The organism is Streptomyces sp. NPDC104371 (assembly GCF_055583785.1).
The window spans coordinates 346,152-365,806 of the sequence record NZ_JBVJNF010000003.1 but is presented as its reverse complement, the minus strand read 5'-3'; the positions used below and the strand labels follow the sequence as shown (position 1 = coordinate 365,806).

Annotated in this window: 20 protein-coding genes; 13 read left to right on the top strand and 7 right to left on the bottom strand. The window is 71.0% G+C overall.

The genetic code is table 11. The features are described 5' to 3' along the window. The first annotated feature begins 89 nt into the window (after positions 1-89). A complete protein-coding gene (locus ACZ60T_RS12305) occupies positions 90-1,217 on the top strand; it encodes an ABC transporter permease (RefSeq protein WP_365626366.1) in 1,128 nt (375 codons plus the stop codon). Further along, the gene (locus tag ACZ60T_RS12300; RefSeq protein ID WP_469665815.1) at positions 1,214-1,888 is read left to right on the top strand and encodes an ABC transporter ATP-binding protein; all 675 of its coding nucleotides are present in this window, start codon (positions 1,214-1,216) and stop codon (positions 1,886-1,888) included. The genes ACZ60T_RS12305 and ACZ60T_RS12300 overlap by 4 nt, the downstream gene beginning before the upstream one ends. 26 nt (positions 1,889-1,914) lie before the next feature. On the opposite strand, the gene ACZ60T_RS12295 is transcribed toward ACZ60T_RS12300, so the two are convergent. Then, positions 1,915-2,664 carry a sulfite exporter TauE/SafE family protein gene (locus tag ACZ60T_RS12295; RefSeq protein ID WP_469665814.1) on the bottom strand — a complete coding sequence of 250 codons (750 nt, stop codon included), beginning with the start codon at positions 2,662-2,664 and terminating at the stop codon, positions 1,915-1,917. 83 nt (positions 2,665-2,747) lie between these two features. Between ACZ60T_RS12295 and ACZ60T_RS12290 the strand changes: the two genes are divergently transcribed. The 3 genes from ACZ60T_RS12290 to ACZ60T_RS12280 all read left to right on the top strand — a co-directional run bounded on the left by ACZ60T_RS12290 (position 2,748) and on the right by ACZ60T_RS12280 (position 5,617). Continuing rightward, positions 2,748-3,671, top strand: a complete 924-nt coding sequence (locus tag ACZ60T_RS12290) for a LysR family transcriptional regulator (RefSeq protein ID WP_469665813.1) — start codon at positions 2,748-2,750, stop codon at positions 3,669-3,671. A gap of 175 nt (positions 3,672-3,846) precedes the next feature. Next, positions 3,847-4,569, top strand: coding sequence for an SDR family oxidoreductase (locus tag ACZ60T_RS12285; protein WP_469665812.1), 723 nt, complete (start codon positions 3,847-3,849; stop codon positions 4,567-4,569). 91 nt (positions 4,570-4,660) lie between these two features. Next, entirely contained in the window at positions 4,661-5,617 is a 957-nt protein-coding gene (locus ACZ60T_RS12280; RefSeq protein WP_469665811.1) for a TIGR03557 family F420-dependent LLM class oxidoreductase, read from the top strand. 106 nt (positions 5,618-5,723) lie between these two features. On the opposite strand, the gene ACZ60T_RS12275 is transcribed toward ACZ60T_RS12280, so the two are convergent. Together ACZ60T_RS12275 and ACZ60T_RS12270 are read right to left on the bottom strand one after the other, a co-directional pair. Next, positions 5,724-6,503: an Fpg/Nei family DNA glycosylase gene (locus tag ACZ60T_RS12275; RefSeq protein WP_469665810.1), complete on the bottom strand. Its 780-nt coding sequence runs from the start codon at positions 6,501-6,503 to the stop codon at positions 5,724-5,726. A gap of 30 nt (positions 6,504-6,533) precedes the next feature. Beyond that, complete coding sequence (locus tag ACZ60T_RS12270) at positions 6,534-7,565, bottom strand: SDR family NAD(P)-dependent oxidoreductase (RefSeq protein WP_469665809.1); 1,032 nt, start codon at positions 7,563-7,565, stop codon at positions 6,534-6,536. 150 nt (positions 7,566-7,715) lie between these two features. Between ACZ60T_RS12270 and ACZ60T_RS12265 the strand changes: the two genes are divergently transcribed. Beyond that, on the top strand, positions 7,716-8,153 hold the full coding sequence (locus ACZ60T_RS12265) for a DUF2087 domain-containing protein (protein ID WP_469665808.1): 438 nt from the start codon (positions 7,716-7,718) through the stop codon (positions 8,151-8,153). A gap of 18 nt (positions 8,154-8,171) precedes the next feature. Here the strand turns inward: ACZ60T_RS12265 and ACZ60T_RS12260 are convergent, their stop codons facing one another. Further along, positions 8,172-8,402: a DUF6480 family protein gene (locus tag ACZ60T_RS12260; protein WP_365626339.1), complete on the bottom strand. Its 231-nt coding sequence runs from the start codon at positions 8,400-8,402 to the stop codon at positions 8,172-8,174. Between the two features lie 186 nt (positions 8,403-8,588). On the opposite strand from ACZ60T_RS12260, the gene ACZ60T_RS12255 reads away from it, so the two are divergent. The 3 genes from ACZ60T_RS12255 to ACZ60T_RS12245 all read left to right on the top strand — a co-directional run bounded on the left by ACZ60T_RS12255 (position 8,589) and on the right by ACZ60T_RS12245 (position 10,484). Next, positions 8,589-8,783 (top strand): DUF2795 domain-containing protein, encoded by a 195-nt coding sequence (locus ACZ60T_RS12255; protein WP_252426923.1) that lies wholly within the window; start codon positions 8,589-8,591, stop codon positions 8,781-8,783. Positions 8,784-9,156: 373 nt separating this feature from the next. Then, positions 9,157-9,657: a Dps family protein gene (locus ACZ60T_RS12250; protein WP_469665807.1), complete on the top strand. Its 501-nt coding sequence runs from the start codon at positions 9,157-9,159 to the stop codon at positions 9,655-9,657. Positions 9,658-9,713: 56 nt separating this feature from the next. After that, positions 9,714-10,484 (top strand): SDR family NAD(P)-dependent oxidoreductase, encoded by a 771-nt coding sequence (locus ACZ60T_RS12245; RefSeq protein WP_365626332.1) that lies wholly within the window; start codon positions 9,714-9,716, stop codon positions 10,482-10,484. Between the two features lie 7 nt (positions 10,485-10,491). Here the strand turns inward: ACZ60T_RS12245 and ACZ60T_RS12240 are convergent, their stop codons facing one another. The 3 genes from ACZ60T_RS12240 to ACZ60T_RS12230 all read right to left on the bottom strand — a co-directional run bounded on the left by ACZ60T_RS12240 (position 10,492) and on the right by ACZ60T_RS12230 (position 14,513). Then, positions 10,492-11,634 (bottom strand): ARPP-2 domain-containing protein, encoded by a 1,143-nt coding sequence (locus ACZ60T_RS12240; protein WP_469665806.1) that lies wholly within the window; start codon positions 11,632-11,634, stop codon positions 10,492-10,494. Further along, positions 11,631-13,070, bottom strand: coding sequence for a hypothetical protein (locus ACZ60T_RS12235; protein ID WP_469665805.1), 1,440 nt, complete (start codon positions 13,068-13,070; stop codon positions 11,631-11,633). Before ACZ60T_RS12235 ends, ACZ60T_RS12240 begins: the two co-directional genes overlap by 4 nt. A gap of 246 nt (positions 13,071-13,316) precedes the next feature. Next, positions 13,317-14,513 (bottom strand): acetyl-CoA C-acetyltransferase, encoded by a 1,197-nt coding sequence (locus ACZ60T_RS12230; protein ID WP_469665804.1) that lies wholly within the window; start codon positions 14,511-14,513, stop codon positions 13,317-13,319. 417 nt (positions 14,514-14,930) lie between these two features. Here ACZ60T_RS12230 and ACZ60T_RS12225 point away from each other — a divergent pair, with 417 nt between their 5' ends. The 4 genes from ACZ60T_RS12225 (at position 14,931) to ACZ60T_RS12210 (ending at position 19,623) form a co-directional block, all read left to right on the top strand. After that, positions 14,931-16,214 (top strand): phosphatase PAP2 family protein, encoded by a 1,284-nt coding sequence (locus ACZ60T_RS12225; protein WP_469666077.1) that lies wholly within the window; start codon positions 14,931-14,933, stop codon positions 16,212-16,214. Positions 16,215-16,343: 129 nt separating this feature from the next. Next, positions 16,344-16,865 carry a hypothetical protein gene (locus ACZ60T_RS12220; RefSeq protein WP_469665803.1) on the top strand — a complete coding sequence of 174 codons (522 nt, stop codon included), beginning with the start codon at positions 16,344-16,346 and terminating at the stop codon, positions 16,863-16,865. Then, positions 16,835-18,259 carry a hypothetical protein gene (locus ACZ60T_RS12215; protein ID WP_469666076.1) on the top strand — a complete coding sequence of 475 codons (1,425 nt, stop codon included), beginning with the start codon at positions 16,835-16,837 and terminating at the stop codon, positions 18,257-18,259. The genes ACZ60T_RS12220 and ACZ60T_RS12215 overlap by 31 nt, the downstream gene beginning before the upstream one ends. Beyond that, positions 18,256-19,623, top strand: coding sequence for a VWA domain-containing protein (locus ACZ60T_RS12210; RefSeq protein ID WP_469665802.1), 1,368 nt, complete (start codon positions 18,256-18,258; stop codon positions 19,621-19,623). Before ACZ60T_RS12215 ends, ACZ60T_RS12210 begins: the two co-directional genes overlap by 4 nt. Positions 19,624-19,655 lie beyond the last annotated feature (32 nt).

The following is a 19,655-nucleotide window of genomic DNA, read 5'->3' as shown; positions in this document are numbered from 1 at the left end:
GCCCAGTCTAAGACCCACCCCCCTTAGCGACGCGGCGTCGCCATCCCTTACTTTGGGGACGCCTTGTCCCTATCTTTGGAGGGAAACACGTGTTCCTCGCCCTGCTGGAACTCAAGGCGGCCAGAGGCCGCTTCCTGCTGATGGGCTGCGTCGTCGTCCTGGTCGCCGCGCTCGTCGGTATCGTCTCCGGATTCACCACCGGCCTCGGTGACGACACCATCTCCGCCCTGCGCGGACTGCCCGCCACACACATCGCCTTCGCCGAAGGCACCAAGTCCGACCAGTTCGCCCGGAGCCTCGTCGACCAACGCACCGTCACCGGCTGGACGAAGGAGAAGGACGTCGAGGCCACACCGCTCGGCGTGGCCATCACCCGTGGCACCACCGACCGCCATGCGGAGGTCGACCTCGCCGCCTTCGGCGTCGAGCCCGGAGCCTTCACCGACCCCGGCGCCGAGAAGGGCCACCGCCTGGACGCGGCCGCCCCCGACGGCGTCGTCGTCTCCCGCCAGCTCGTGAACGACGGCGTCCGCATCGGCGACACCCTGACCATCGACCGGCTCGACATCCGCCTGAAGGTCATCGGCAGCACCGGCCGGTCCTCCTACGGCCACGTCCCGGTCGCCTACGTGACCACCGACGCCTGGCGCCGGATCCGCTTCACCACACCCGGCGCGCACACCCCGGCCACCGACCTCCCCGGCCAGTACACCGCGCTGGCCCTCAAGGTCCCCGCCGGCCTCGGTGGGCAGGCGCTCGCCGCCGCCGACCGCCGCCACGACACCGCGGCCGTCCCGCTCCAGGACGCCTTCGCCGCCGCCCCGGGCTACGACGGAGAGCGGCTGACCATGACGTCCATCCAGACGTTCCTCTTCCTCATCGCCCCGCTGGTCGTCGGCGCCTTCTTCGCCGTCTGGACCGTCCAGCGCACTCCGGAACTCGCCCTGCTGCGCGCCATGGGCGCGTCCCGGCGGCGGCTCCTCGGCCACACCCTCACCCAGGCCGCCGTGGTCGTCGTCGCGGGCACCGCCGTCGGAGCCGCGCTCGCCGCCGCCGTCGGACTCCTCGTCGGGGAGCGGGTGCCTTTCAGCCTGCCCGCCGCCACCCTCACCACGACCATGGCCGCCGTGGCCCTGGTCGGCCTCGCGGGCTCCGCCCTCACCCTGCGCCGCGTCACCACCGTCGACCCGATGACCATGCTGGGAGCAGCACGATGACTCTCCGACTCGACGACATCACCGTCACCCTCGGCCACGACGAAACCCGTACCACCGCCCTCGACGGGCTGACCGCCTCCTTCCGACAGGGCGCCCTCACCGCCCTCGTCGGCCCCTCGGGCTCCGGCAAGTCCACCGTCCTCGCCGTCTCCGGTGCCCTGCTCCGCCCTGACCGGGGGCAGGTCCTCCTCAACGACACCGACCTGGCCGCCCTCAGCGACGGCCGACGCGCCCACGCCCGCCGCACCCGCATCGGCTACATGTTCCAGAGCGGCAACCTGCTCACCGGCCTCACCGCCGAGGAACAACTCCTCGCCGCCGCCTCCCTCTCCGGGCACAGACCCCGCGCCCTGCGCGGCCGGGCCCGCGAACTGCTCACCGAGGTCGGGCTCGGCCACCGGCTGCGCCACCGCCCCGACCAGCTCTCCGGCGGCGAACGACAGCGCATCGCCCTGGCCCGCGCCCTGCTCGTCGAGCCCGAACTCCTCCTGATCGACGAACCGACCGCCGCCGTCGACCGCACCCGCGCCGACGACCTCGTCCGGCTCATCGCCCGCACCACACACGAACACGGCTGCGTCACCGTCGTCGCCACCCACGACCCGGTCGTCGTCGAGGCGGCCGACGCCACCATCGACATGCTGGACCACGCCCCGGCGGCCACTGCCTGAACAGCGCGGCCGGAACCGTACGCCGGTCAGCCGCGCAGGAAGTAGAGGACGGTCATGACAACGGCGGTGGTGAGGATGACGCCCCGCAGCAGTCCGGCGGGCATACGCCGGGCCATGTGGGCTCCGGCGAAGCCGCCGATCACCGCCCCGATCAAGGTCACGGTGAGGAGGAGAGGAGCGCTCAACGCGTCCGAGGCCACGAGGAACAGCGCGGCCGCGCTGAGGTAGATGGCCGCGAGCTGGGCGATCCGCATCGGGTTGCTCTCCGCGGCGTCGAGACCGAGCCCGATGCTCCACAGGGCCAGCATCATGATGCCTACGGCACCGCCGAAGTATCCGCCGTACACGGAGAGAAGGAACTGGCCGATCAGGACGGCCCGGGTGCTCATGACCGGCCCGGTGCTGAGCGCCCTGGAGACGCGGCGTCCGAAGGCGAGGACGACCGTGGCCAGAGCGAGCAGCCAGGGCGTCGCGGCCTCGAACGACGCGGCGGGCAGCGTCAGCAGCAGGACGGCACCGACCGCGCCGCCGCTCACGCTGACCGCCGTCAGCGCCCTGGTCGACGTGGCTCCGACCGGGGCGAGTTGAGCCCGGTAGACCCAGGCGCCGGCCACGGCACCCGGTACGAGGGCGACGCGCGACACCGCGTTCGCCGTCACCGGCGGCAGGCCGAACGCCACAAGGGCGGGAAGCGCCACGAACGTGCCCCCACCGCCCATGGCGTTCAGCACTCCCGCGGCGACACCGGCCAGCAGAACGTAGAGCAACTCGAACACCTGCCGAGCATCGCCCCGCGACGGGTGGGTTCACAATGCGTAATCGGCGCAGTCTGCCTAAGGCTGAGCCTTAGGCTGGGGCGGTGCGCTACGACCTGGACGACCTGAGGCTCTTCCTGCACATCGTGACGGAGGGGTCGATCACGGCCGGTGCTCGACGGATGTGTCTGAGCCTGCCCTCGGCCAGCGCGAGGGTGCGTTCGCTGGAGCACCACGCGGGCGTGTCCTTGCTGATCCGTGGACGACGGGGTGTGCGGCCCACTCCGGCGGGGACGACGCTGGCGCGCCACGCACGTGACGTGCTGGACCGGACCGCACGGCTCGAGAGCGCCGTCGCGAGCTACACCCGGTCCCCGACCGCGCCGTTGACCCTGCTGGCGGGCGGGTCCGCGATGCACCGGCTCGTGCCCCGGGCGCTGGTCTCGTTCCTCCGCGCGCATCCGGAAGCCGACGTCACCGTGCGCGAGAGCCGCACCCCGCGCACGGTGCGGATGCTCGCCGACGGCGAGGCGGACCTCGGGGTCGTCCTCGACGACGAGGCCCACGACAGCGGTCTGCGCATGGAGCCTCTCGGTGACGACTCGCTGGTCGTGATCGGCCAGGCCGGAGGGATCCTCGCCGGTCGGACCTCGCTGATGTACAGCGAGGTGGCCGAGCATCCGCTCGTCGGGCTCGACGCCGCCTCCTCGCTGCGCCGCTGGATCGAGAAGCACCTCGGACCGCACGCTCCGGTGGCGCGTCACCGCACCACGGTCGCCGACCTCGGCGTTCTCGTCACGCTCGCTGCCGCCGGTGTCGGGCTCGCCGTCGTACCGCGTCGTGCCGTCGACCCCGACCAGCCACTCGCCGTGTGCGAACTCCAGGAGCCCTGGGCCCGCCGCCGCCATCTGCTGGCCTGGGGCGTCAAGGACCGCACGGCGTCGGCCGCCGAGGCGCTCGCCGAACATCTGCGGGACGCGGCACGGTCCGACCGTGCCTCCCGGACCACGGACCAGGACCCCGGGTGACCGCTCGTTCTCGGCCATCCCGGCTGTGGTGAGAGGCGGGCTCGCACCGTGTGGTGCAAGCTTCCGGTGGTGAGTACGACCCGATCCGCGAAGGGCGGTCATGAGTGTGAGGGATCCGAACGGCGAAGGTGTGGGGGCCGCTGCCGAAAGGCCGTTGTCGGGATGCGCGGCACTGGTGACCGGTGCGTCCAGTGGCATCGGGGCGGCGACCGCCTGGGAGTTGGCGCGGCAGGGCGCGGCGGTGGCGCTCGTCGCCCGGCGCACCGAGCGGCTGGAGGAGTTGGCCGCGAGGATCCAAGGCCAGGGCGGCTCATGTGCCGTCCTCACCGCCGACCTCGGGGACGTGGGGCAGACACGTCAGGCTGTCGAGGACGCCGTCGATCGCTTCGCTCGGTTGGACGTGGTGGTGAACAACGCCGGTTACGTGGCCATGGGTCCCATCGAGGAGGGTGACCCGGCGAACTGGCGGCGGATGCTCGACCTCAACGTCGACGCCGTCCTGCGGATGTCCCAGGCGGCGTTGCCGCATCTGCTGCGGGCGGCGGCGGACGGGCCACGGCAGGTCGCCGACCTGGTGAACGTCAGCTCGGTGGCGGGCCGCGTGGCGCGCAAGAACAACGCCGTGTACTCGGCGACGAAGCACGCGGTGTGCGCGTTCAGCGAGGCCCTGCGCCAGGAGGTGACCGGGCGGGGCGTCCGGGTGGGGCTGGTCGAACCCGGGATGACCGTGACGGAGATGACGACCGACGCCTCCGGCTACAGCTCCGCCCGTGACATGCCGCAGGAGGCCTGGCTCCGCGCCGAGGACCTCGCCCGCGCGGTCAGCTTCATGGTCACGCAGCCCGCACACGCGGCGATCAACGAGATCATGATGCGCCCGACGGCCCAGGAACACTGACACCCCCGGGGGAGTTACGTTCCGGTCGGTGGTGGTTCGGGTACCCGGCAGGTCGGTGGGTGGTGGCCGCGGACGTCCTGCGGGAGGCGTGATGACCGAGTTCGGGTACTTCCTGTCATGTGAGGAGCACGGTCCGGATGCGCTCGTGGAGCAGGCGCGCATGGCCGAGGAGGCGGGCTTCACCGCGCTGTGGATCTCGGACCACTTCCATCCGTGGAACGACCGTCAGGGGCAGAGTCCCTTCGTCTGGTCGGTGATCGGCGCTCTCTCACAGGCCGTGTCCCTGCCGGTGGAGACGGCTGTGACCTGCCCCCTCGTCCGTATCCACCCGGCCGTGATCGCACAGGCGGCTGCCACCGCCGCGGTGCAGTTGGACGGGAGGTTCCGGCTGGGGGTGGGCACGGGTGAGGCCCTCAACGAGCACATCCTCGGCGACCGCTGGCCCTCGGCCGCCGTACGTCTGGAGATGCTCGAGGAGGCGATCCGGATCATCCGGCAGTTGTTCACCGGTGAGCGGACCAGTCATCGCGGCGCCCACTACACCGTCGAGAACGCCCGGTTGTACACCCGCCCCGAGACGCCGGTGCCGATCGACGTCTCCGCGTTCGGGCCGCGCTCCGCCGCGGCGGCGGGGCGGATCGGTGACGGGCTGATCACGATGATGCCGGACACCGATCTGATCAAGCACTTCCGGCGAGGCGGTGGCATCGGCAAGCCGGCCAGCGCCGGGCTGAAGGTGTGCTGGGGGCCGGTCAAGAGCGAGGCCGTACGGACCGCTCACCATCTGTGGGCCAATGCGTACCTGCCCGGAGAACTCGCGCAGGTCCTGCCCACGCCCCGCCACTTCGAGCAGGCCTCCCGGCTGGTCACCCAGGAACAGGTCGAGGAGTCCGTACCCTGCGGCGACGACCCGGACGCACACATCGAGGCGCTGACCGCGTACGTCGACGCCGGATTCGACACGGTGTACGTCAGTCAGATCGGCGAGGACCAGCGGGGCTTCTTCGACTTCTACCGCACCGAGGTACTCCCTCACGTCCGCCACTGACGAGAGGGCTGCACCGGGTCTGGCGTGGCGCGCTGGTGGGGCACTTCGCGTGCGTCGAGGTGACCTCGTCCCCCGATTCGAGCCCCCCGCGGTCGTGACCGGCCCGTCAGCCCTGGCACACAGAGCACCAGACAGTACGGCGTCCGGCGACGCGAGCGGCGCGCAGGCGGTGGTCGCAGCGGGGACACCGTGGCTCGCTGTCGTCCCGCCGTCCGGTGAGCCAGGTACGTCGCGGTGGTACGCAGGCGGCGCGCATGGAGGTCTCGAGTACGCGGCCCATCGCGGTGTGGAGGCGCCGAAGTGCCGCATCGCCGAGGTCCCGTACCGGGGTGTGTGGCTCGACGCGGGCCCGCCAGAGGATCTCGTCGCACAGGAGATTGCCGAGCCCCGCGATCACGGACTGGTCCATCAACGCGCCCTTGACGGCGCCTCGTCGCCCCGACAGCAGCTCCCGGAACTCCGCTCGGCCCACGGTCAAGGCGTCGGGGCCGAGGCGGTCCAGGATTCGGTCGAGCGCGTTCCGGTCGGCCAACTGGACGCCCTGGAGCTTGCGTTGGTCCCGGTAGCGCAGGTGCCGGGTGTCATCAAGGGTGAACACGATGCGGTCATGCCGGTCGAGCGGTTCGTCCGGGCGACAGCAGCGCAGTGAGCCCGTCATGCCGAAGTGACAGACGAGAGTGACCTCGCCGTCGGTGGGCGCGAACAGCCATTTGCCGTGGCGCCAGGGCTTCTTGAGACGCCGTCCTGTCAGTTCGCCGCACAGTCGTCTCTCGGTGACACCGCGGAGTACGCCTGCGTCCCGCACGTCGACGTCCGTGACCCACCGGCTGCTTCCGCACCTCATGAGAACCTGGCGGAACCCTTCGACGTCCGGCAGTTCGGGCATGGGTCCGTACGTATGCCTGAGGTGCCCGCCTCACCGGCCGCCCTGCGCGTTGTGGGGCCGTTGGTTCAAGCGGCGGGCCGCTCGGTCGTTGAGGGCGCCGCACCAGTCGCGCAGTCGTCCTGTCCTCGCATGCCTTGTCCCGTCCGGACCCGGTGCGATGTCGCGGCCCTTGTGCAGGCCACCGCCGCCCTCGGTGCGGTCCGGCGCGGAAGGCAGCAACTCGGCCATGAGCGCGCTGAGTCGGGTCGTCAGCGCGGGGGCCACGCCATGGGCGAGCGCGGCTGCCTTCGCCATGGGAGTCAGCACGATCCGGGTCCGCCGCCGCTCCACGGCCGTCACGATGCGGTCGGCGGCGCGGCGTGCGTCCATCGACACCAGGGGAGCGCCGGCGAGGGCCGAGAACCACGCGAACTCCGCAGCCTGGTCCCCGCCGAACTCGGCGGCCAAGTGCGAACCGGTCCGCATCAGTCCGGGGTGGACGGCCGTCACGCTCACGCCCTGGCCGCGCAGTTCGGCGTGCAGGCCTTCGGCGAGGGCGGCGACGGCGGCCTTGGCGCAGGAGTAGGGCAGCAGATGCGGTACGGCGAGCAGCCCGCCGACGGAGCCGATCAGCGCCAGCCGACCCCCACTGGGACTGCGCCGCAGCCACGGCAGGGCTTCGAGCGAGGTGTGCAGGGCGCCCAGGTAGATGGTGTCCAGGGTCGACCGGAACGCGTCGATGTCGAGCGACTCCAGGGGTGCGACCTGGATGACACCCGCGTTCGCGATCACCACATCCACTCCGTCGTGGGCCTCTGCGGCTTCGGCCATCAGTGAGGTGACCGACGCGCGGTCGGTCACGTCGCAGGGCACACAGTGCACGCGCGCGCCGGACCGCGCGTGGGTGAGGAACTTCCGCGCACGGCCCAGTTCCTCCTCGTTCCGCGCGGCGATCGTGACCGCGCACCCGCGCATCAGCAGATGCTCGGCGAGCAGCAGACCGAGGCCGCGCGATCCGCCGGTGACCACCGCCGAGAGACCTGCCATGGATTCGAGGTACGACCGGGACCGCAGCGATGTCATCAGGTTCACCTTCTGTGCCCTCGAGGTCTGCCATTGGATGTGTGTGCCTTGTGGGTCCGGGTACCGCAAGGACGCCGGTTCACACAGGTGCGCGGCACCACAGAGCGCCGGTAATTGCCGTGCGCCCCGCGCCGCGACGCGGCATCGCCCTTGAAGGACGCCGCGATCGCGCTGCGGCGCCTGGCCGACCGGGGGTTGATCACCTCGGACGACACCCGGCTCACGATCGCCTACGACCTCTTCCGGCAGTCGGCCCGCGAACGTGCCGTGCCCACGGCGGTCCAGGACCACGGCTCCGGGGACGAAGAGGTCGAGGCCGTGTTGCGTACCTTCGTCCGCGAAGGGCGGCTGGTCCGGCTCCCCGCGCAGTGGACGCGCAAGAAGGTCGTGCTGTGCTACATCGCCGAGCAGACCTTCGAGCCGGGCGTCGACTACCCGGAGCGCGCCGTCAACGAGAAGCTGCGCGCCTGGTGCGTGGGCGGCCTGCTGGACCACGTCGCCCTGCGCCGCTACCTGGTCGACCTGGGGCACCTGCGTCGAGACGACGGCGTCTACTGGCGACCCGCCGAGGACACGGTCCCGGTCTAGGCTCACACCTCCGAGAGGTCAGGTCACTGCCTTCCAGATGGCCAGGGCCACCAGCAGAAGCAGCATGAGGACCATCACCAGCCAGAACGGGGTCATGGCGCCGGGGCGCCAGCCTCTGCGGGGCGCTTCCTGGCGCGGGCCGAGTTCGGAGAGACCCGACTCGGCGGGCGGTGCGGCACCGGCGGCCATCTGCGTGTCCTCCGGAACGGAGAGACCTTCGTCCGGCTTCTCTTCATGGGTCCGGGCCATCGTGTTCTCCCAACCGCGCGCGCTGCCAGAGCCCCCGCCACCTGGGCATTCCCCGTGCCGCGTACCCGTACGAAGCGGACCTACACCCACAAACAGGCGCGCACATCGCGACTAGTCGGCGTCACCAGGGGTACCGCGAGACTGTCGGAAGCAGTGAACGTCCTTCGACGACATCAGGAGGTTGACATGGCACGCGTGAGCCCCGTCGATCTGCAGAAGGCCCTGTCGGGAACCGACTACCCGACCGACCGGGAGGCGCTGGTGGAGTGCGCCAAGCGCAATCACGCCTCGAAGGAGATCACGGAGGAACTCTCCCACCTGCGGAAGAAGACCTTCGACAACCCGGCAGAGGTGAGCAAGGCCGTCTTCGGCCACAAGTGACCCACGGAGGCGACCGGCCACCGAGGCCTCGTCACGACACCAGGCGGGTGGACACTGTCCACCCGCCTCGGAGGCTCCGGAGGCCCGAAAGCCCGGAGACACCTACGACGCCGGGCCGTACGTCCCCACGGACGCGGACCTGCGCGCGTTGCGCGAGGCGGCGACGGGCTGTCACGGCTGCCGCCACGGTTCGGGTGGTGCGCCCGAGCGGATCAGGCGCGGTGGCGGCGCCGAGGGACCTCCGTAGGCTTGATCACGTACGAGACGTCGCATACGAGATGTCGCATGCGAGACGTCTCGTACGAGAAGTCGTCCACGAGAAGGGGCCCCGGTCCCGGGGCTGTCGCGCGGTGCTTTCGCGAGGAGATACGCCATGCCCGCTTCCCCTGGGGGTTCCCGCCGTTCGGACAACGGTGCCGCCGCGTTCGCGGCCTCTCCGCAGTTGACCCGAGCGTTGCAGCAGATCGTGGTGGATCTGGTCGAGCTGCATCTCCAGGGGAAACAGGCGCATTGGAACGTGATCGGTCACAACTTCCGGGATCTGCATCTTCAACTCGACCAGATCGTCGATGACGCCCGGGAGTCGGCCGATGTCATCGCCGAACGCATGCGCGCGCTCGGAGCCTGCCCGGACGGCCGCTCCGACACGGTGACGGCGAACACCACGCTCCCCGCGTTCCCGGAGGGCGAGCTGAGTGTGAGTACCGTGGTCGACCTCGTCACCGCGCGGCTGCGCGCCGCGGTCGACACCGTACGCACCCACCATGACCAGGTCGACGGCGAGGATCCCGCCACGGCCGACCTGCTGCACACGATCATCGACAGCCTGGAGAAGCACGCCTGGATGGTCAGCGCGGAGAACCGGTCGCACTGACGCCGTCGTAGCACGCCCCCTCCCCCGCGAGCCAGCCCTACCCGAAGGACCACGCCATGTCTGCTCCCGTCGTCCTCATCACCGGCGCGCTCACCGGGATCGGCCGCGCGACCGCCTTCGCCTACGCCCGCGACGGCGCGAACGTGGTGGTCAGCGGACGCCACCAGGACAAGGGGGACGCACTCGTCGAGGAACTCCGACGCGAGGGCGGGCAGGCTCTGTTCGTGAAGGCGGACGTGCGCCATGACGCCGAGGTACGCAATCTGGTCGACCGCGCCGTGGAACACTTCGGACGGCTCGACGTCGCCTTCAACAACGCCGGTACCGAGGGCAAGCTCGCCCCGCTCACCGGGGTGACCGACGAGACGTACGAGAACACCTTCGACACCAACGTGAAGGGCACCCTGCTGAGCCTGAAGCACGAGTTCCGGGCCATGCAGACGCAGGACGGCGGCGGCAGCATCATCAACGTCAGCTCTGTCTACGGCCTGGTGGGCTACCCCGGGTTCGCCCTGTACGTCGGCAGCAAGCACGCCGTCGTCGGTATCACCAAGACCGCGGCTCTGGAGGGCGCCAGACATGGCATCCGTGTCAACGCCGTGGCCCCCGGCTACACACGGACCGAGATGTACGAGCGCGCCACCGGCAGCGACGCCGTACGCGACGCCGTCGACTCCGTTCTGCCGATGGGCCGTACGGGCGTCCCCGAGGAGATCGCGGCGGCCGTACAGTACCTGGGCTCCGACAAGGCCTCCTACATCACCGGCCAGACACTCGCCCTGGACGGCGGTCTGATGGCGGGCGCGCCTCTCTTCCCCAACGCCTGACGCTCCATCAGGATCGTCGCTTGCGGTATCCGTCCAGGACGTCCTGGCGGAGAAGGTGGCCGAACCCGGCGGACTCCAGTCGCATCCCCAACTGGGCCTCGGTGATGCCGAGATCGGCCGCCGTGTCCGCCAAGTGCCAGCCGTTCGCGGCGAGTCCGCTGAGCAGGTGACCGCGGCGGACCTGGCTCTCCGACAGGCGGAACGTCTTGAGGTAGGCGATCCTGCCCGTGTCGTCGGTGATGGCCTCGCCGATGTGGTTCTCCTGCTTGGGACGGAACGTCGGCAAGAAGCGGGAGAGCGTGAAGTGTCCCATCCGGTAGACCGTCTGCCAGGTGTACGTGTGCTCCAGCAAGCCGGTCGGCATGGTCGTGTCGTGGAAGCGCGCCCAGGCGTCCTCCTGTTCGGCGGCCGCCGTGCGCAGGTGGGCCAGGGAGCGGATGCGCGCGTCAGGTATGCGCGCCCGGAAGTCCTGCACCGGCGGCATCAACAGGGCGTAGTGGTGGATCAGTTCGCCGTACAGGTCGTGCAGGAGTGTCGGGTGGAGTGCGCGGTAGTCGTCGGGATGCGGGACGACGAACGCGGCCGCGAGCGCGTCGGCGACGTAGACGAGCACGCCGCATTGGCCGGGGTGGATCTCGAAGACGCGGAGCGCGTCGGTGAGTTCGCGTATCTCGGCGCCCACGTAGGCTTCCTCGACGCGCGGGGAGAGCCCTTGGCGGATCGCGCGCTGCGACCACTCCTCCCAGGCGAGCGAGGGGCCGCCGAAGTGCAGTGCCAGATAGCCCTCCAGGGCCAGATGCATGGGGAGGAACCGCAGTCGGTCTCTGGCCTGGCGGCGGGCCATTCTGCGGTGGATGCGCAGGCCCATGGTGGCGGTCGGAGCCGAGTCGTCGTCAGGGGAGGAGAGTTGGGTGCCGTAGGCGGCTGCCGGGGTGCCGTCGCCGGTCCAGGTGGCGACGAATCCGTGCGGGATGTAGGAGACATAGCCGTGCCGCGGGCCGACCTGGACCAGACCGGCCGCGTCACCGTAGAGCCGGGCGCGCAGCCGGAGATCCGCGACAGGTTCGTCACGCACGAGCGGCACCAGCCGGACGGCGCCCCAGACCTGTGCGGGGCGGGTGGTGAGGCCGGTCAGGTCCAGTGTGGTCATCGCGCCCGCTCCTGGTCGTGGTCGCTCGTCATGCGGGCCGCACGGGTGTCCAGGTAGGTGGTCAACTCGGCCAGGCCGGTGCGGCCTTCGGCGAACTGGGCGAGTTCCACCAGCGCGGGAAGGTCCTCGGCGTCACGGATACCCGCGGTGGGCACCGTCGGGGACAGGCGACGCACGTCGAAGTCGGCCGCGTCGTAGACGGGGTTGAGATGGACGACGCCGGTACGGCGCTCGGGGTCGAGCCGGGTTCGCCAGACGCGCAGCACCTCGGCGGCCAGGCCGGGAGGTGCGTTGTCCCAGCCGTCGGAGACGATCACCAGCCTGGACGGCGCGGTGTCCAGCGCGTCGAGGATCCGCCGACCGACCGGCGTCGGCCCGTACGGACGGGTCAGCAGCGCGTCGGTCCGGCCTGACGTCCACAGCCCCGTGTAGTCGTCGGCGAGGGCCGCGAGCAGATGGTGGCAGGCCAGGGCCACGGCCAGCGGCCGACGACGCTTGTGCACCGAACCGAAGGTGGAGAAGCTGTCGTCGAGGACGGCGGTGACCTTGCCCCAACTCCCCCGGTGGGATCCGGCCACCCGGTCGGCGGCCGATTCCAGGGCGTGGGTCAGTTCGGCACGTCGACGCAGGCGGTCCTCGACCGGCAGCGAGAGCACATAGGTCGCCAACCGGGTCAGCGGCATCCCGGCCAGGTCCGCCCGTACCTCTGTGGCCCCGCGCTTGTGCGCGGACTCCTGGAGCCGCAAGGTCTCCAGACGGGTCATCCGCGGTGCGATGCGCTCCAGGAACACATCACGGGGGATGCCGTGCTTGGCGGCGAAGCCCTCGGCGGCCGTATAGGGCAGTTCGTACAGGGCGGCCTGTTCGTAGTGCGCGCGGCGCCACGTCTCCAGGAGGGGTGTCGCGTAGTGCCTGCGGGTCAGCGGCGCGAAGACGAACGTCCCCAACTCCTCGGTGGCGGGGGCCAGATGCGCGTGGCGAAGGGCTCGCTTGAGGCCGCTGCGGTACTTCACGGCGTCGAACGCCGGGTCCGGGCGGGCGGACAGCCAGTCGCGCATGATCGCGCGGGTGCGACGGTTGTTCACCCCGGCCCGGCGCAGGGCACCGAACAGCCCGTACACGCGCTGCGGCGGCAGCGTCGCCAGGCGGCACGCGATCAGTCGGCCCTCGTTGCGAAGCTGCTCGGCGGTGGCTTCCTTGGCGGTCTCCAGCAGATGCCGGATGACGAGGGCGGCGTTGTGGTCGTTGATGTCCAGCGCGAGGACCCCGGCGTACAGGTCGCGGTAGTTCCCCAGCATGTACGCGTGGAGGAAGTCCAAGGACAGCCGCTGCTCGCCCTCGTCGCTGTGGAATTCGCGTTGACCGGTGGAGGTGATCGCCGCGTTGACGAAGAGCAGCACGTCGTCGGCCGCGATGAGGTCCCCGTACGAATCCATCCGGTTCATCCCCCGTAGCTGCCCCATAGAACGGAGCTGCCCCATAGAAGTGGACGCCGGCCGGGGAATGGGGGCACGAGCTGCGAATCATTGCTTTAGAGGCAGGTTCCGGAAGTCGCACCGGAGTCCCGCGACCGGCCACTGGACCGTAACAGAGCAGGCCATACGCCCTCTACTGACTTCCCTTGCCCGCGGTCGGCCCGCGGCGTTCAGCCTCCGCGCACCCGGTCCGGGCCGCGCCCGCCGTCAGGCAGCCGCCCCCGGTACCCGGATCAGCAGTGCGTCGCCCTGGCCTCCGCCGCCGCACAGTCCGGCCGCGCCGAGGCCGCCGCCGCGGCGGCGCAGCTCGTAGGCCAGGTGCACGACGAGCCGGGCCCCGGAGGCACCGATCGGATGGCCGAGCGCGAGCGCGCCGCCGTCGACGTTCACGATGTCCGGGCTGACGCCCAGCCGCTCGGTGGCGACGATGCCGACCGCGGCGAACGCCTCGTTGATCTCCACCAGGTCCAGGTCGCCGGGGACCAGCCCGGCCTTGGCGAGCGCCGCCTTGATCGCGTTGGACGGCTGCTCGTGCAGGCTCGCGTCGGGCCCGGCCACCACGCCGTGTGCGCCGATCTCGGCGATCCAGGGCAGGCCCAGTTCCTCGGCCTTGTTCCTGCTCGCGACCACGACCGCCGCGGCGCCGTCGGAGATCTGCGACGCGGTCCCGGCGGTGATGGTGCCGTCCGCGCGGTACACGGGAGGCAGCTTCGAGAGGATCTCGACCGTGGTGTCGGGGCGCACGCCCTCGTCGGTGTCGCACACGATCGGGTCGCCCTTGCGTCGCGGCACGGTCACCGGGACCAGTTCCTCGGCGAAGCGTCCGGCCGCCGCCGCCTCGGCCGCCTTCCGGTGCGACGCGGCGGCGAAGGCGTCCTGCTTCTCGCGGGTCAGCCCCGGATAGCGGCTGTTGTCCTGCTCGGTCGAGACGCCCATGCCCCGCTGCTCGAACGGGCAGAACAGGCCGTCGTGGAGCATGTGGTCGATGAGTGGTACGTCACCGTGCTTGAAGCCCGCGCGCGACTTGCCCAGCAGATGCGGCGCCTGGGTCATGGACTCCTGGCCGCCCGCGACGACGAGATCGAACTCACCGGCCCGGATGAGCTGGTCGGCCAGCGCGATCGCGTCGAGCCCGGAGAGGCACACCTTGTTGACGGTCAGCGCGGGGACGCTCATGGGGATACCGGCGGCGACCGCGGCCTGGCGGGCCGGGATCTGGCCGGCGCCCGCGGTGAGCACCTGCCCCATGATCGTGTAGTCCACCTGCTCGGGCGCCACCCCGGCCCGTTCGAGGGCCGCCTTGATCGCGATGCCTCCCAGCCGGACTCCGGAGAAGTCCTTCAGGGCCCCGAGCAGACGACCGGTGGGGGTGCGGGCCCCGGCCAGGATGACGGATCCGGACACGACGTCCTCCGCGGGTAGCAGGTGTGGGCCACAACACACCCACGGTACTGAGGAGTTGGGGTTCGAGCGCCTGGCGTCTTCGCCGGTGTGAGCTACGGCACAGCCGGGGCGGCGGTGGCACCGCGTTCGACCAGGCTCACAACAGGCCCTGATCGACCGGGCGCTGGCGCTGATCGGCCGGTTCACGCCCCCCGCGACCAGTGAACCCACTCGGAACGTTCCGTTAGCATGATCCGAACTCATGACGAGCGTCCCCAACGCCCGTCCTTCACCGGAAACCGATGCTATCCGGAACGAAGAGTGACCTGATCACATAACTCCTCACACATTGGCCAAACGTTGATACCTAGAGCGTCGCGGGTGCCTTCGCGAAGAGACAGCAGTACTACCGTCGCCGCCTGGCGTCAGCCACGGGTCATCCTGTGGGCCGTGGCCGGTGTGATCACCTTGGGCTTCCTTGTCGCGCTGGAGATCGTCGCGCGCGGCTACGGCCTGGGAGGGCCGATAGCCAACCAGGTGCGTGAGGTGATATTTCCCCCCAGATCAGGATTCGTGCTGTACGGCAGCATGGCGCTGATGATGGTGGTGCTCACCTGGCGGCAGCGGCTCGTCTCGTTCCTCGCCGCGCTCGGTGTCGACGCCGTCTTCCTGCTGGTGCGCTGGGTGGCCGACATCAAGGTGACCGAAGGCCATCCGTTCGGCAACGGCGCGTTGTGGGTGATCGTGGGCTGGGCGGTGATCGCCGTCACACGTCGCGCGGGTGAGGAACGTCTCCACATACTGAAGGGCGTCGCGCTCGGCCTGCTGCTGGTGACCGGCCGCAAGATCGGCGACACCTGGCTGCTCATCACGTCCAAGACCCGCCCGCAGGTACTCGACCAGTACGTGGCGACCGCTGATCACGCGCTGGGCAACCCGTCGTGGCTGGTGGGCCGGGTCGTCGAGGCCACCGGGGTGGTCGGCTCCACCTTCCTCCACATCGTCTACGCGCAGCTCCCGGCGGCGGCGGTCGCCGTCGCGTTCTACCAGCTCCGCAACGTCGCGACCGAGCGCCGCTTCCCGCGCCACCACCTGGTGCACACGTTCCTGGTCATCGGTCTCCTCGGACCGGCCATCTACATGATCTTCCCGGTGGTCGGACCGGTCTACGCCTTCAGCGCCGAAGGGGGGCACTGGGCGCTGGCCGATCTGTGGCCGAACACGCTGCCCTCGCTCGGCACCCCGCAGCACATGCCCTTCGACGAGATCACCCCGCGCAACTGCATGCCCAGTCTGCACACGGCGTGGGCCACCGCGATCTTCCTGCACTCCCGCAACGGCCCGCGCGCGCTGCGATTCGCGGGCACGGGCTGGCTGATCGCCACGCTCACCGCGACGCTCGGGTTCGGCTACCACTACGGCGCGGATCTCGTGGCCGGTGTGGTGTTCACGCTGACGATCGAGGCGGGGCTGCGCGCGTTCGAGCGCGGCTGGGACCGGTCGGCGACCCAACTGGTCGCCTACGGCACGGCGGTCTTCACCGCGCTTCTGGTGGCCTACCGCTGGCTGCCGACGCAGATGGCCGCGTACCCCTGGCTGTTCGGACCGCTTCTCCTGCTGGCGCTCGCCTCGGTGATCCACCTCTATGTGCGGACCACCAGAGCGTGGGACCCGAAGGCCGCGCCGGTACCCCAGCCGCAGCCGCAACCCGAACTGGCCTGAGCAGGGCGGGCGCTGAACCAGGGCGCCCGCTCGGGCCGCTTCCATGCCGTGCCGGAGGGCGTTGTCAGTGGGCGGAGTTAGGTTCGTTCCTGTTCCGCCGACCTGGCGTGAACGCCCCCTTGTTCTGCCATGCATGGGAGAGATGCGTTGTCATCCTGGGAGAGGTCGAGCACGGTGCGGGTCGTCCCGCCCGCGCGACCGCGGAAGCTTGCCAAGGTGCCGTTCGTGGAGCTGGCCGACGGGCGGTTGCAGGGCGTGGTGTCCAGCGGCTCCGACACAGGGCGCGTGTACGTGTCCTCGATCGCGGCCGGGACGTACGCGTACGCGTGCAGCACCAACAACAACCGCCCCTGCGGCGGCGCGCGGGGCGGCTTCTGCAACCACATCCGCGCGCTCGTCGCCGAGGCCGTCCTCCAGTACGGCGCCGAGCGCGTCGCCCGGTATCTGAAGGCCGAGCCGGGCGACGGGGAACTCGACGGCGCGGGGCTCGTCGCGTCGATGGCCGCCACGCGCCCGGCGCCGGGCGGCAGTTCGGCCGCCGCCCCGGTCTTCAGCCGGTTCCTGCGCCATCTGACCTATCTCGAACTGGAACCGGTCACCGCGCCGTTGCCCGAGATGCACTGGTTCCCGTCGACGGGGGCGGTGGCCTGATGCGTACGGATCTGTTCTTCGACCCTGTCGACGGGCTCGACGAGGCGCTCGCGGCCGTGGACGCCTTCGACGGCGTCCTGGTGGACGGGCTGCTGCGCCCGCAGCCCGCGCAGGTCACCGGTCTGACGGCGCTCGCCGACGCCGTCGCGGGCACGCCGCTGGCCGCGCGGGTCGCGGAGGCGGTGGAGAGGGCCGCGGCCGGTGCCGCTTCCGAGGACCACTTCGTGGTGCTCGCCGCCGCGCGCACCGCCCTCATGGGCTCCGTCCACGACGCGCTGACGGCCCGCGTCGGGGAGGTGACCGGACGGCCGCGCGCCGAGGAGAGTGCTGCCGCCGCCGACGGCGAGGAGCACGCCGCGAACGTACTGGCCGCCGCTCGCGCATGGCTGTGCGATCTCGCGCGGACCGGCTGGCACGGGATCGACCACGACCTGATCGCCGGGGCCGCGCCCGTGGTCTCCGCGATGCTGCCCGACCCGCTGCTGCGGCGGCAGGCGGCCCTGCTCGACGGCTTCGCCGCCGAACTCGCCGCGTCCTGCCCGGGAACGGCCCTGGAGCGTGTTCCGGAGCGCCGCTGGGCCGATCTGTGGTCGCGCGCGCTGCTCCTGACCCTGCCGGGCGCCGCCCGCACGCACGCCGTCTCCCCCGCGACCGGCCGTCTGCTGCCGCTCGGCGTCGATGTGCAGGAGCACGCGACCGCGGTGCAGGCCCAGGTCCACGCGGTGTTCGAGCCCGCCGACGGCACGGCACCGCGCCTGGTCCGGGCCTCGGTGTCCGCGCCGAAGCCGGACACCGTCGTCGGCGCCGGGCTGTGGCAGTTGCTCCGCCCGCGGATGTCGTTGCTCGCCGCCGTCGGCGAGGGCCGCTCCATGCAGCTGGACGCCATGCCCCTGACCCCCGAGGGCGACCTTCTCTGGGACGACGAGCGGGCCCGTGCGGGCGAGGCCGCCGACCCGTTCGCGACGGCCCGGGTGATCCTGTCCACCGCGACGGATCCCGTCACCGCCCCGCTGGACCGCCATCCGGCCCGGATCGCCGTACCCGTCCTGCTGGAGGGGTACGCGGCCGAGTCGGCGGACGACGGGACGCTGGCGTTCGACCTCGCCGGGCAGCGGCTGGCCGTCGACACCGACCGCGCGCCGGCCGCGGGCCCGCTCACCGCGAAGGCGGTCGCCGCGTCCGGCGCGTGCGTGGGGCTTCTGCGCTGGGACGCCGGGGAGTTCGTCCTCCAGCCGATGGCCGTGGAGACGACCGTACGGAAGAAGACCGTCGCCGTGCACGCGGGCGCGTGGGCCGGTGGCACCACCGACAAGGCCGGGGCACGCGCCGAGAAGGCGGCCACCGACGCCGTCGCCGTCCTGCGGGAACGCGCGGGAAGGCTGCTGCGGAAATGACCGACCACGCCCTGGGCGGCGGACCCGGTTCCGCCGCCGCGCCACCGACCGGGCCGGACGCCGACGACAACCGCCGCCAGGTCCTGTACTGGCGGCTGCTGGCCCGGCTCTTCGACCACGAGGAGCAGAGCACGCTGGAAGCGGCGAGCCTCGCCGTGGTCGAGGACATCGGCCTGCCGTCCGCGCTGCTCGACCCGGGCACGTCCGTCGACTCCGTCGTCCAGCGCCACCCCGAGCTGGCCGCCGAGTTCGACGGCCTGATGACCCCGGAGCCCGAGGCGGACGACGCACGCGACCGCGCCGCCGAGGTGCGGCGCGCCGCGCTCGCGTCGAAGCTGCTGCTCAACGTCTTCGCCACCGGCTCCGGAACGGTCAGCGCCGGGCAGTTGGCGCGCTGGCAGTCCGACAAGAGCTGGCTGGAGCGCGCGCTCGGCTGCTCGCCGGGCGAGCGGCCCACCGGAGCGGCCGGTGGTGGCCTGGGAGCCGAACTCGGCTCCATCGAGGCCGACTTGGTGCAGCGTATGCATCTGCGCGAGGTCCTGGCCGACCCCGCGCTCGCCGCCCGGCTCACCCCGAGCATGTCCCTGATCGAGCAGTTGCTGCGCGACAAGGGCAATCTCTCCGGTGTCGCGCTCGCCAACGCCAAGTCCCTCATCCGGCGTTACGTCGACCAGGTCGCCGAGGTGCTGCGGACGCAGGTGGCGAAGGCCACGGTCGGTGAGCTGGACCGTTCGGTGCCGCCCAAGCGGGTCTTCCGCAACCTCGACATCGACCGCACCCTCTGGAAGAACCTCACCAACTGGAGCCCGGAGGAGGAGCGTCTCTACGTCGACCGCCTCTACTACCGGCACACCGTGCGCCGGACGACCCCCCAACGGCTGATCGTCGTCGTGGACCAGTCCGGCTCGATGGTCGACTCCATGGTCAACTGCACCATCCTGGCCTCCATCTTCGCCGGGCTGCCCAAGGTGGACGTCCACCTCATCGCGTACGACACGCGCGCGATCGACCTCACGCCCTGGGTGCACGATCCGTTCGACGTCCTGCTGCGGACGAATCTGGGCGGCGGCAACGACGGACCGGTCGCCATGGCCATGGCCCGGCCGAAGATCGCCGAGCCCAAGAACACCGTCATGGTGTGGATATCGGACTTCTATGAATTCGACCGTTCCCAGCCGCTGTTCGAGGGCATCGAGGCGGTCCACCGGTCCGGGGTGAAGTTCATCCCCGTCGGCTCGGTGACCAGCTCGGGGCGGCAGGAGGTCAACCCCTGGTTCCGGGAGCGGTTCAAGGCGCTCGGCACCCCGGTGGTCTCCGGCCACATCGACAAGCTCGTCCACGAACTCAAGACGTTCCTCACCTGAGACGGCCCCCGGCCCGACCGCCCGCCGTCCCC